Origin of the sequence: Heyndrickxia shackletonii, from assembly GCF_001420715.1 — a bacterium.
Classification (GTDB): domain Bacteria; phylum Bacillota; class Bacilli; order Bacillales; family Bacillaceae_C; genus Margalitia; species Margalitia shackletonii.
The window spans coordinates 1,033,251-1,047,090 of record NZ_LJJC01000004.1 but is presented as its reverse complement, the minus strand read 5'-3'; the positions used below and the strand labels follow the sequence as shown (position 1 = coordinate 1,047,090).

Annotated in this window: 10 protein-coding genes; all 10 read right to left on the bottom strand. The window is 39.0% G+C overall.

Translation table 11 applies throughout. The features are described from left to right. Positions 1–6: 6 nt before the first annotated feature. Positions 7–1,011: a Gfo/Idh/MocA family protein gene (locus AN964_RS04995; RefSeq protein ID WP_055738645.1), complete on the bottom strand. Its 1,005-nt coding sequence runs from the start codon at positions 1,009–1,011 to the stop codon at positions 7–9. Positions 1,012–1,065: 54 nt separating this feature from the next. After that, positions 1,066–2,148: a Gfo/Idh/MocA family protein gene (locus AN964_RS04990; RefSeq protein ID WP_055738644.1), complete on the bottom strand. Its 1,083-nt coding sequence runs from the start codon at positions 2,146–2,148 to the stop codon at positions 1,066–1,068. A gap of 24 nt (positions 2,149–2,172) precedes the next feature. After that, on the bottom strand, positions 2,173–3,063 hold the full coding sequence (locus tag AN964_RS04985; RefSeq protein ID WP_055738643.1) for a sugar phosphate isomerase/epimerase family protein: 891 nt from the start codon (positions 3,061–3,063) through the stop codon (positions 2,173–2,175). A 257-nt stretch (positions 3,064–3,320) separates the two neighbouring features. Further along, positions 3,321–4,610: an alpha-L-fucosidase gene (locus AN964_RS04980; protein WP_055738642.1), complete on the bottom strand. Its 1,290-nt coding sequence runs from the start codon at positions 4,608–4,610 to the stop codon at positions 3,321–3,323. A 40-nt stretch (positions 4,611–4,650) separates the two neighbouring features. Next, positions 4,651–5,712, bottom strand: a complete 1,062-nt coding sequence (locus tag AN964_RS04975) for a Gfo/Idh/MocA family protein (protein WP_055738641.1) — start codon at positions 5,710–5,712, stop codon at positions 4,651–4,653. 21 nt (positions 5,713–5,733) lie between these two features. Next, positions 5,734–6,597 (bottom strand): sugar phosphate isomerase/epimerase family protein, encoded by an 864-nt coding sequence (locus AN964_RS04970; RefSeq protein WP_055738640.1) that lies wholly within the window; start codon positions 6,595–6,597, stop codon positions 5,734–5,736. Positions 6,598–6,811: 214 nt separating this feature from the next. Continuing rightward, entirely contained in the window at positions 6,812–8,200 is a 1,389-nt protein-coding gene (locus tag AN964_RS04965; protein ID WP_280513047.1) for a glycoside hydrolase family 1 protein, read from the bottom strand. 602 nt (positions 8,201–8,802) lie between these two features. Beyond that, positions 8,803–10,308, bottom strand: a complete 1,506-nt coding sequence (locus tag AN964_RS04960; protein ID WP_055738638.1) for a response regulator transcription factor — start codon at positions 10,306–10,308, stop codon at positions 8,803–8,805. Between the two features lie 5 nt (positions 10,309–10,313). Next, positions 10,314–12,095 (bottom strand): sensor histidine kinase, encoded by a 1,782-nt coding sequence (locus AN964_RS04955; protein ID WP_055738637.1) that lies wholly within the window; start codon positions 12,093–12,095, stop codon positions 10,314–10,316. 275 nt (positions 12,096–12,370) lie between these two features. After that, positions 12,371–13,816 carry an ABC transporter substrate-binding protein gene (locus tag AN964_RS04950; RefSeq protein WP_055738636.1) on the bottom strand — a complete coding sequence of 482 codons (1,446 nt, stop codon included), beginning with the start codon at positions 13,814–13,816 and terminating at the stop codon, positions 12,371–12,373. Positions 13,817–13,840 lie beyond the last annotated feature (24 nt).

Below are 13,840 nucleotides of genomic sequence, written 5' to 3'. Positions count from 1 at the left end.
CTATCACTACTGAATTTCACTCAATACAATCCGACGATTTTCTTTATTAGATAAAGCAGCTGCCTCATTTATCTTTGTTAAGTTAATAAAGTCTTCTTTTGTAAGAGTAGGAGCTTTATCTGTTTGTATTTCCGCAACCCATTGGTCCATAGGCATTGGTATTCGCTGTACTGCTTGTTGTGGACTTTCCCAGTCATGATGGTCAAGACGGCTGCTTCTGAGGCGAATCTGCTCGTCCTCGATTAGAAGAGTCCCTTCTGTTCCATACAGCTCTAATTGAAATGGACTGCCATAGGATAAAAAGCCAGTTTCAATCACGCCCAGTGCACCAGATTTGTATTCTAGTATAACGACGGCATTGTCATCCACTCCATGATGATTGGTTTGCTGCAGGCGTGCATGTAACGCATTAACAGGTCCCATTAGTCGATTGGTCAAATAAATCGGGTGTGCACCAAGATCAATGAAGGAACCTCCACCGCATTGTTCCTCATCAAAAAAGCGGGCAGGCAGCCAGCCTTGTGTCTTTCCTTCAGGAGGAACTGCACCATTGTGAGCCATGCGGCAGCGAATCGTTGTAATTTGGCCCAGCAGTCCTTCGTCCACTACCTTTTGTGCATACAGATATGGGCTTTCTGTTAACCTTGGTAAGGATACCATCAGTTTAACTCCGTTCTCCTCAACTGCAGCAAAAATTTCTTCACAGTCTTTTACTGTAAAAGCTAACACCTTTTCCGTAAAAACATGCTTTCCGTGGTTTACAGCTGCAAAAATAACTTCCTTATGTAGATTGGTAGGTGTATTTACGACCACCGCATCAATGGAAGGATTAGATAAAACGGATTGTAGATTACCATCAAAAGGCACACCTAATTCCGCAGCCCACTTTTCCCCGCGTTCTGCGTCTTCATCCCATACAAGCTGAATCGATAGCTGTTCATTTTTTTTAATCTGATTCGCATAGTCATCCGCATGGACATGCCATCTGCTTAATAATGCAACATTGATCATGTTTGCCACTCCTTATATTAACTAGTTTGATTGAATTGAGGGGACAGATCACTTTTAGTTAAAATAAACTGCCTTGCCCGTTTTAGCAGATTCATAGATGGCTTCTAAAATTTGCGTTACAACTAGAGCTTCCCTAGGTTTTACAACTGGCTCCGTATCATTTAGGATGCTTTCAATCCAAAGTCGTGCTTCCATATCAGAGTCATTTTCTGCCTTTCCGTCGTAAAAGGCTACACCACCTGAGCCTAATTCCACATTGGTCGTATAAAGCTTCCCAAAATTCTCACCATTAATACGCAAGCCGTCTTTCATATCAGCTCCGCCTTCTGTTCCGCTTAACGAGCATTTCGCTTCATCGACATCCAACGTATTTAATGCCCAGCTTGACTCCAGGACGATGGTCGCTCCATTTTCCATCGTAATAAAACCGAATGCAGAATCTTCAACGGTGAATTTTTCTGGATTCCAAGGTCCCCATGCATTTGCAGCGTCTTTCTTTTTCCCTAATTTATGATAAGTGGTTCCCATCACAGATTTTGGCTTATAATTATCCATCATCCATAAAGTTAAATCGAGAGCATGTGTACCAATATCGATCAATGGTCCGCCACCTTGTTTTTCTTCATCTAAAAATACTCCCCAAGTTGGGACTGCACGACGGCGAATCGCATGTGCCTTGGCATAATAAATTTCCCCAAGATCTCCGCGCTGACATACCTTATGTAAATACTGGCTGTCTTGACGGTAGCGGTTGTTGTAGCCGATTGTCAGCTTCTTGCCTGTACGCTCAGCTGCTTCAACCATGGCTTTCGCTTCTTCATATGTTTTCGCCATTGGTTTTTCACACATAACATGCTTCCCGCTTTCTAAGGCCGCAATCGAAATTTCCGCATGGGAGATATTAGGGGTACAAACATGTACAACATCAATGGACGGATCTTTTAATAATTGTTTATAGTCCCCATATACCGCCGCCTCACTTGTACCGTATTTTTCAGCAGCTTTTTTTGCCTTTTCGATTTCAATATCACAGAATGCCACGATTTCGACTTGTTCGATTTTACTTAAGCTTGGCAAATGCTTTCCGTTTGCGATTCCTCCGCAACCAATGATCGCTACTTTTAGCTTTTCTGTCATGGTTCTTCCTCCTAATCTATTATTTTATTTATATGTTTTTATGAACTTTATCGCATCACTAATATCCTGAAGCGGATTTGTTCCAACTTCTCTTTCAATCGTCAAATAACCTTCATAACCGATTTCTTGTAATGCGGCAAAATACGCTGGGAAATCTACCTTTCCTTGGCCAAGTGGAAGCTCCTTGAAGTATTCCCCTGCAGTTACCATTTGAGCGATTTTTTCATGATCTACCCCACTGCCATAACCAAGTGCACCGTAGACATCACGAGGATCGACTTCACGATATCTTACTCCGTCTTTTACATGTGTATGAACTATATAGTCTTTTAAAAGCTTTACCCCTTGGGCAGGGTCATCACCTGTCACCATCACCATATTCGCAGGGTCAAAATTCACTGATACACCATTTGTGCTGAGGGAATCCAGGAAACTTTTTAATCTTGCTGATGGCTCCGGACCTGTTTCAATCGCAAAATAAGCATTTAAGCTTTTTGCATAGATTCCCAACTCATCACATGCCTTTTGCATTTCTTCGTAAATTGGGTCAGATGGTTCATCAGGGATGATGCCGATATGTGTCGTAACAATATTTGTTCCCAATTCCACGGCAAGATCCAGGATTCTTTTTGATTTTTCAATCTTTTCTGGGTTCAATTGGGCATCTTGAAATCCGTGTCCACCGAGATCTCCGCATAGGGCAGAAATTTCTAATCCTAAGGAATCAATATAATTCTTTAAATCTTTTCTAGCGGAAGAACTCAAATTTTCCGGGCTCATCTCCCCTTTTACCGCATAGATTTGCACACCATCGGCACCAAGCTCCTTTGCGGTCTTTAAACCTTCCCGAATCGGCATTCGAAGACTGTCCACAATAATACCGATTTTGTTGGACAATTTTTGTTCTAACTTCATAGGATGAACTCCTCCTTTTGAGAAAGTATTTGCTTTACATGAAATTTGTTTTTATTGTTGATGCCAGTTCTGCTGATTGGATTCCATGATCGGGCATCGAGCCACTTCTTTGGTGACCGTGGCAGTGGCACAATCCCTTTTTCGGGCATCAAACCGCTTCTTTGGTGACCGTGGCAGTGGCACAATCCCTTTTTCGGGCACGATTCCACTTCTTGCGTGACCAGAGTGGTAACCCGAGCTCAATTTTAGGCACGATTCTATCTAAACCCTCCTTCCACCAACTCCAGCTCAATCACCGTATCCATCTCATCCGGCAGCCTTGCTCCCTGCAAAGTGATAAACGCTCCATTTTGAACATCGGAATACTGCTCGGCCATCCATGGAACTTCGACTATTAATTCACTGCCATCAGCCAGCAGCCTTGCTTTTTTTATCTTGCCTTTTAATCCTTGAAAATAGATGGGGCCAATGCCGCGGTCATAAACATGTGCGTATAAATAGTTTCCTTTTTGCGTATACCTTCCCCATTCAGGCTTCGGCAAGCTGGAAGCGTGGCAGCCGTATATGCTTGCCCCATTTTGCTTCATCCATTTTCCAACTTCCTTTAAAATCTCCAAGGACTGCTGCGGAATCTCTCCTTTTGCATTCGGTCCAACATTTAATAGTAGATTGCCATTTTTACTGACGCATTCTACTAAAGTGCGGATCACCTGCTGCGGAGATTTATAGTTTACATCCTTAGAATGATAGCCCCAGTGATCATTTAACGTGATACATGCTTCCCAGGGAATCGGTTTAGCAACCGAATTTACAATCCCGCCGACCGGAATAATTTGCTCCGGTGAATAAAAATCCCCTGCATAAATTTCCGGTTCGGCTGCCAAGATATTTCCTCCAAGGCGATTATCAATCAATACATCCGGCTGAATCGAACGGATCATTTTAACAAGCTCCGTTGCCCGCCATTTTTCACCGGACATATCATCGTATGAAAAATCAAACCACAAAATATCTATTTTTCCGTAATTCGTTAATAACTCTTTCACCTGTCCATGAAAATAGGAAATATATCTGGAAAAGTCCCCTGTGAAGTTTTTAAAATCCTCATGATCCCTCATGGGATGATGACGATCCCCATATGCGGGGTAATCAGGGTGATGCCAGTCGATAATCGAGTAATACAGTCCAACCTTCAGACCTTCCTCCCGAAAAGCTTCTGTATATTCTTTGATTAAATCTCGTCCCGCAGGTGTATTCGTCGCTTTATAGTCTGTTAGCTTACTATCAAATAAGCAGAAACCATCATGATGCTTTGCCGTCAGAACTGCATATTTCTGCCCTGCTGCTTTTGCCGCCTTAGCCCATTCCCTTGGGTTATAAAAAATAGGATTGAACTCCTCAAAATATGGTTGATAATCTTCTACACTTAAGCGTTCATTGTTACGAATCCATTCCCCGCGTGCTGGAATCGAATAGAGCCCCCAGTGAATAAATAGGCCGAATCGATCCTCCATAAACCATTTAACGCGTTCTTCTCTTTCACCCATGAAATGTCCCCCACTTTGTTCTAAATCTTATTAACAACTGCTATGAGAAAGTTACTTCCATTCCTTTTTCGCTTGATTCGTAAATCCCGCAAAGAATTTTCATAATTTCTACTCCATCCTGGACAGGACTGATGGTTTCTTTATTTTCAGTAATACATTCGATGAAATGGTCGATTTCTGATTGAAATGCTTGCGTAAAATTAAACGTTAAATAATCCACTTGTGGGGTAACATTCAAGATTGTATTGTGTTTTTCCGAAACAATGTGCAGCTCCGGCTCAATTTCAGCGCCGCCTTTATCCCCATATAATTTCACTTGTGTCTCATCTTTTTTGGCATGAAGGGTGAAGCTTACGTCCACAAATAAAGATGCTCCATTTTCAAAGCGAACTAAAGCGTTTGTCATATCCTCCACATCATTTTTGGATGAATCATAGTCTGCAGCTTGATAGAAGGAGAGATTTTGAATATGAGAGCGATTTCCTAATTTACGATAAGTATTTCCTGTTATCGATTTCACTTTCGGACGCCCCATTAAATACCAGCATAAATCGATGACATGCACTCCGATATCAATTAGTGGTCCACCGCCTGACCGGCTTTTATCAGAAAACCAACCACCCGGGTTGCCAAGCCTGCGTAAGCATGATGCTTTCGCATAATAAATGGATCCTAAATCACCTGCATCAATAAATGATTTTAAAATCTTCGTATTGGAGGCATATCTTCTCACAAACCCAACCTGCAGAAGCTTTCCGCTTTCCTTAACCGCTTTTTCAATCTCCAAAGCTTTTTCTACGCTAGTCGTTAACGGTTTTTCTACCAAAACATGCTTTCCCGCTTTTAAGGCGGCGATGGAAATTTCCGCATGGGAATGATTCCATGTACAAATACTTACGGCATCAATCTCTTTATCTAGTAGGAGTTCACGGTAATCAGAATAGTGTTTCGTCGCTTTATATAACCCTGCCTTTTCTTTTGCTCTTTCTTCATTTACATCACAAACCGCAAAGATTTCTGCATAAGGATTTTTTTCGTATCCATTAAAATGCATTTCTGAAATAGATCCTGCACCAATAACCCCGATTTTTACCTTTTTCAACAATAATTCCTCCTTATACTGTTACAATTCATCCCAAATTCGTTTTATATTTTCTAAGCCAATTTTCACCCCAGTACGGCAATCTTCCATTCCTTCAAACTCAAGGGAGAGATAGCCATCATACCCGGATTCTTTCACTTCCTTCATGACATGAGGAATATGGATGTCACCCTGACCGACAATCGCACCGCGTAAATAATTTCCCGCAGCAGATTGAAACCAGCCGCTTCCAGGATTCCGATCATGTGGTCTTACATAAAAGTCCTTGAAATGAACCATCGATGCAATGGAAATGTTTCGTTTTACCGAAGATAGCGGGTCCTCATCAACACATAAAAAGTTTCCGATATCCAGGGTTGTTTTAAAATTTTCCTTATCCACTAGATCGACAATTTGATGGACCCGGTCTGCATGCTGAACATGAAATCCGTGATTTTCAATGCTTGTCGTGATGTTGTATTGGGATGCATAATCAGCAATTTCCTTACAGGCGGTTACGATGGCAGGTAAATCCTTTTGAAATTGAGTGATCGTTGCTTCCTTAGGATTTCTTGATGCAACATCGTGGCGCATTTTCTTCACCCCAAGTGCATGGGCAATATCCACCTGCTTTTTTACTCTTTCTATTTCTGCTTGGTATTCCTCTTTATTTTTATCGATAAAATTTGCTCCAATAGCATAATTGGAAATATCAATGCCGAGGGAGCTTGCTTTATTGCGAATCGCACCTGCAAATTCTTCATTGTCATCCAAAGTAAATCCGATAGGAACAATTTCAATATGCTCCCCGCCATGTTCCTTAATCCAATCCATCACATCGAAAATGGTCATTTCTCCCGACTGAATGGCAGATAAAAAACTATATGAACTTACTCCAAGTTTCATACAAATCCCTCCTTTTTTGGTGTCAGGCACCACCCGTGGACATTTTGCAATTTTGTATGCCAGAGGCGGACAGTGCGTATATATATTTTTATATTTCCACTCGTGGTGCCTGCCTGTTGAGGCCTAACTAGACATTAATACCCGAATCGGTCTGTTTCTTCATATCTTTCGGGCTATTCGCCTGTCGATTTAAAATAAATCTATTCCATGGCACTTAAATTAACCCTGTTACCGCTAATTTTTTAAACCAATATCCGCTTTTTTTCACCGTTCGCTTACAATCTTTATCCAAATCAACGGATACTAGGCCATAGCGGTTTTTGTAGGCATTGAGCCAGGACCAGTTATCGATAAAGGTCCAAACATGAAAACCTTTTACATTAGATCCATCTTGGATTGCCTGATGGACCCACTTTAAATGCTCTTCGTAAAATTCAATGCGATAGTCATCTTCAATCATCCCTTCTTCATTTAGAAATCGGGTTTCATTTTCAACTCCCATTCCGTTTTCCGAAATAAAGCATTCGATATTTCCATAGTTTTCTTTTACATTCATTAAGATGTCGTAAATTCCCTTTTCATAGATTTCCCAGCCTCGGTAAGGATTCATTTTCTTACCTGGCATATCGTGATAATCAAAATATCGTTCCGGCATGAACGGTGCATTTGGATTAAATAAATTTTCCTTCGCCTTTACTCTCCTAGGCTGATAATAGTTAATCCCTAATAGATCGACGGTATTTTCCTTAATCAGCGTTATATCTCCGTCCTCAATATGAGGCATAAATCCTTCCTTCTTCAAGATATCAACCAATTCACTTGGAAAGGTCCCTTTTACAGATGGATCAAGAAAAGATCGGTTAAAAAAGGCATCTGCAATCTTTGCAGCTTCTACATCTGCCGGATGCTGACTTCTTGGATAGGATGGAGTTAGGTTCAGGATAATCCCAATTTTCCCACCTAAATTTCTCTTATGATATGCACGAATCGCCATCGCACTGGCTAAAATCGAATGAAAACCAGCTTGAACACATTTCTGAAAATTACAGAGTGCTGGATAATGGTGACCGTATAAATATTGATTTTCTACGGGAACAATCGGTTCGTTATGGGTAAACCACTTTTTCACGCGGTCACCAAATAAATCGAAACAGGTTTCTGCATACTTCACATATGCTTTCACTACTTCCCTGCTTTCCCAGCCGCCTTTTTCCTGCTGTTCAAAAGGCATGTCGAAATGATATAAATTCACGAATGGTTCAATCCCGTGATTCCAAAGCTCGTCCATTACTTGGTTATAAAATTGAACAGCCTTAGGATTTACTTCTCCCTCACCGGTTGGGATTAATCTGGACCATGAGATGGAGAAGCGGAAGCTGTTATGACCAAGCTCCTTCATTAATGCAATGTCCTCTTTATACCGTTCGTAAAATTGTGATGTCTCACTTGGGCCTATCTTTTTAAAAAAGCGATTTGGTTCTATTTCGTACCAATGATCCCAAATATTTTTCCCTTTTCCATCCTTGTTTGCTGCCCCTTCCATTTGCGTAGCGGAAGATGCGGAGCCCCACCAAAAATCCTTGGGAAATAGATAATCCTTCACAATGTAATCCCCTTTCTTTAAAGGTTATGTAAAACATAAAGATTTGCTTGCCTTATCTCGGTTGAGTTATACATCCCAAGTAAAAGCCCTGCTACTTGCATTTTCTTTATTTCAAAAATGTCCTTCATTGCCTCTATGATGGACAGCCTTCCCTTTTCATTCCTCGACTTTGTCCTTCATACAGTCAATGAAGGACTACTTGCCTATCCTTTTTTACAAACCTGTCCTTCATATCCCCCATGAAGGACGGGTTTCCCTCTTCTTTCCTCGTTTTTGTCTTTCATACAGTTTATGAAGGACAACTAGCCCATTCTTTTTTTCAAACCTGTCCTTCATAACCCCCATGAAGGACGGGTTTCCCTTTTCATTCCTCGACTTTGTCCTTCATACTGTCTATGAAGGACAACTAGCCTATTCTTTTTTTCAAACCTGTCCTTCATAACCCCCATGAAGGACGGGTTTCCCTCTTCTTTCCTCGTTTTTGTCTTTCATACAGTTTATGAAGGACAACTTGCCCATTCTTTTTTTCAAACCTGTCCTTCATACTGCACACAAAAAACTGTTTACAAAATCATCAATCTACTTTTCTACTAATCAAAAACTTAAAGATTTCTCCATTCGGTCGGCGTAACACCGACGCTTTTTTTGAATTGCTTGTAGAAGTAGGTGGTATCGGAATAGCCTACTTTTTTGCCGATTTCGCCAGCGCGATAATTAGTTGCTTTTAGCAATTCCTTAGCTTTTTTTAGTCGGTAATGATTAATATAGACCGAGAATACGACTCCTACCTCTTTTTGAAATAGCTGGCCGAGGTAGATAGGGTTTACATGAAAGCGATGACCGAATGTTTTTAATGATAGCTCCTGATCATAGTTGGCATGGATATATTCCAGAACATTCTGCACTATAGGACTGCGCATTTTATTTTGATGATTAATAGACAAAAGCAGTTCCTGGCAATATTCTTCTAAAATGCTTTTCATTTGCGGAATATTCGTAGCGTAAACCATCTTTTCAATAGAGGCGGTGTGGTAGCTAAATTCATCCGGCTTTAAGGAATGATGAATATATGAAATGAAATCAATCGTATATTTTTTCGCTACTGAAGGAGCCAAGAAGCCCGATTTTTTCATTAAGGAACAGTAGAATTGATCTATCATCTTCTTTAAATTCTCTTTTGACTTTACTAATTCTTTCGTAAAATTCTCTTTCCATTCCTGCTCTTTTTTTAAGATTGCTTGTCTATCCTCATAGACTTGCCTGGAAATAAGCACATGGGGTTCCATATATATTTGAAGCGGTTTGCATTCTCTCGCACTTAGATAGCTCTCCTCTATCTCGTCCATTCCATTGACGGTATTTCCTAAGGACAGATAAAATTTACCGACCATATCTTGTTCCTTTTTTAAATAATCAACCAGTAAATGATTACATTCCGTAATGTATACTGCACTTTCTCCGCCAAAAACAATAATGAATTCTTGATCCAATTGATAAAGACAGTCAGCGGAAAATGTATCCTCTACATATCGCGCTATTTCAGCTACGACCTTTTCATCGCCGGAATTCTCAAAATCTAAGATAGATACTCCATAAAAGGGATGATTGACTTCCATTTCATACAGGGACAATCTTTCCCGCCAATTGTTTTTATCAATCTCACCATTTAGCAATCGCCATAAAATATTTTCCTTCAGCGTCGTGAATTTCGTATGATCATTCGAATCCAATGTCGTAAACAGCTTCTTACTAATGGTTTGAATCGTCTTTAATAATTCCTCTTTATCAACAGGCTTCAATAAGTAATTCTCAATTCCTAAAAGCAATCCTTCTTTTACGTAAGCAAACTCCTGGTATCCGGATAATACGACACATTTTAATTCCGGCCAAAGCCCTTTAGCCTTTTGGATCAGCTCTAAACCAGTCATTTTCGGCATTAAAATATCTGTAATTAAAAGCTGAATATCGCCCGTTTTTAATATTTCAAGAGCTTCTTCCCCATTTTCAGCAAAACAGGTAACCTCAAATCCGTAATCTTCCCAATTCAATAGTGCCTTTAGTCCTCTCGTAATTAACGGTTCATCATCAACAAGCAATACACGAAACATATCCCTCACACCTCACCCGGTATTAAAACGGTTACAATCGTTTCTTGATCTGGCACACTTTGAATCGATAAACCATAAGGATCGTTAAATTTTAAATTCAAGCGTTGATGAACATTTCTTAATCCAATGGATTTCATTTCAACACCATCCTTATCATTTATTTGATCTCTGATTAATGTGAGCTGATCATAAGAAATACCTGTTCCATTATCTTTGATACTGATTTCAATATCTCCTTCCGCCTTTTGACCGATGATTTCCAGCTTATTATCATTCCGATCCTTTTTAAAACCATGTTTAATATAATTTTCCACAAGGGGCTGAAGAATCAAGCGTTGAATCGGAACATTCTCCATTTCTTTTGGAATTTGAATAGCTACTTGTAACTTATTAGGATATTGAAGCTGGATCAGTTTTAAATATTGCTCTACATTCTCTATTTCGACCTGCAAGGATACTGTTTCTTTTGTTTCTAATGAATATCTCAGCATTCTCGACAAATGGAAAATCATATCTCCGGAAGTATCCGAACCTTCCATTACCGCAACCATCCGTATTACTTCTAGTGTATTAAATAAAAAATGCGGGTTAATTTGCGCTTGAAGAGCTTTTAATTCCGCTTGTTTTTGCATGTTATTCAATAAAAAGAAACGTTCAATATAATCATTTAATTTTACTAACATCGAATTAAAACTTATGCCGATAATCGATAATTCATCAGCCTTTTTCGATTCTGGAATTCTCACAGAAAGATTTCCTTTTTCTACTTCCCGAATAGAAGCAACGATTTGCCCAATTCGTTTAGAGTAACTACTAGTAAACCTATATGTAATTAAAATAGCTGCAAGCGTCGCAAAAATAATTAATACCCACATCGTTCCTCTGGCAAAGGTTAATTTGTTTAATTCCTTTTTGGGAATGACACCTATATAGGTATATTCATTATTTTGAGCAGAGACATCCATGTAATAGGTTTGTCCATGATATGTTTGAATCGATTCCCCGGTTTTTTTCGATACCTTCTCAATTAGTTGTTTTGGAATACCATGATTATCAGAATATAAAACCTTTCCCTCTTTATTTAATAAAAAGAAGGATTTCTCAACCTCAGAATTCTTTCTTTTCACAATTTGGTCTAATCCATCCGTCGAATAGTAGATAGATAAAATCCCCATTTTCTCCATCGTACCCGGGTTATAAAGGAGAATTTCCTTTGTAATCGTGTCTTTTAAATGTCTTTTCGGATAGCTTTGTCCTTCAAAAAAAGGCTGCATTTGTCTTGGGGGAATTTCATTTGCCGTTTGGTCTTTAATGGAATCATTCCACCGGCCATTATTGTAAATAAATAAGTACTCCACCTCAGGAAGTGCAATAGAACGCAGGCTCACTGCATTAATATTGGGATCCTGATTGAAAAAGTCCATAAAAATCGTATTGATGTTTCGGGAAATAAAAGAATGGGATTTAGTATAACGATCTAGATTAGATTTCATGTAATCTTCGTATCCCTTATTCAGTGCTAAAGAAACATCCGAAATTAAATCACTTCTGCCGTACAATTCTCTTACTAAATAATCCACATCACCTTGTTTATTGGAAAAAAATCCATCCACTCTATCCAGTGTGCGGGAATCGATGTCTCTTTCTCTTTGGATAATAATATCTGAGTAATAATTCGTAATGGTTACAATGAGAATAATCACCGTAACGACTAATGTTAGTGAAGAAGCTAAAAGTAGTTTATGAAATATATTGTATTTAAAATATTTGTTCTTGAGCATGTTCATTCCTCACTCACCATCATCCGCTGTTAATATGTATTCTAAGAAGAATTAAATTCTGCCTTCGTGTCTGTTTTCTCTTTATAAAATGGTGTAAAAGGGGAAGCACCTATATGAGCAAAAGTGTTGCACATGTTGTATAAAGGAGATTTCACTAAAATGTGAACAGAAAAATCCTCCTGAGTTAAAATCAAAAATATTAAAAGTATTCTATAAATCTATTTTTCTAAATATACAAGTAAAAATCAAGCCAGATTTGCATCCAGCTTGATTTCCGTTATTTACTTATTTTTCGCTTTCCATGCATCGTATTGTTTTTGAATTTCTTTCAATACTTTATCAATACCTGCTTCTTTGAATTTCTTATTTGCTTTTGGCAAATATTCCTCAGGATCAACCGTACCAGTTGCAAGTGCCGGATAGAATTCTTCACTTACATTGGTGATGGCAGCAATTTCTGATCGAACAGAACTAGGATCAAAATGGAAACCAAGGGTTGGTGCAGGTTGAGCTGATGCATTAAATTCCTTGAATTTTTCCCACTTGTCTTTAGGATCATTGTTATATAGATAAAGAATAAAATGGTTTCCTAAAGAGTAAGACGGCATATTGTATTTATCGATTCGTGCTGGAAGATCCGTGATTGTACCATCATCATTCTTTTTATAGTGAACTCCTTCAATTCCTTTATCCACTAAGTTGCGAAGGTATGGATCTGTGTTTAATAAGTTTAGGAAGTCCATTACCTTTTCCGGATTTTTCGAATTAGCAGAAATTGCTTGGATAGCACCTGTTACAGAATCATTAAAGGTTGTTGGCTGTTCTGCCGGTACAGAAACCACATCGTATTTAGCTGAACGGCTCCATAGTATATCTGCATATGGTTGGGAGTCACCCATACGTACAAACCAGTTTTCCACATCCATCGGCCATGTATCTTTACTTGTCGCAGCATCCGCTTTTAGGTAGCCGGCCTTATAGTACTTATGCATTGTTTTAAATGTGCTCATTGCAATATCTGATTCATACCAATTAATAACATGACTCGTGTCGCCTGCTAACGGAAAAGCCATCGGTATTTTTTGATCCATAACATAATCGAATGGAAGATATGCTTTAAATGTTGCCATTGGCGTAATTTTTGGTTCATTTTCTTTAATCGTCTTAAGCATTGGCTCTAAATCTTCCAACGTTTTTACCTTTGAAAGATCAAAGTGATATTTATCTACCAATCTCTTATTAAATGTATAGACCGTTTGTCTTGCAACTTCCTTATTGGAAGGAATTCCGTATAATTTCCCATTTACTTTCGCACCTTCAACAAATGCCGGATCAAGTGCTTTCTTTAACTCTTGTCCGTGAGTGTCCAACAATTTATCTACTGGATAGAAGGCACCTTTTTGTGCGTTTTGGACATAAGAAGTTCCATTAGTAAAAGCTAAATCATATGGCTCTCCAGAAGAGATAATGACTTGCATTTTTTGCTCATAATCTCCCCAATCGATTTGTTTAAAATTAACAAGTGCATTGATCTTTTTCTTTGTGTATTTATTAACTTCCTTAAAAACCTTGTCTGTATCCTTTTGCGGTGTACCAATGGTGTACCAGATAATTTCATACGGTTTATCTTTGCCATTACCGCTTGCTTTTTCATTACTTGAACAAGCGCCAAGAACTAAACCAATAGCCAGTACAAGTACCAGTAAAGATAAAAGTCTCTTTCTCATAATTGTTCCCCCTTGTATTTTTCA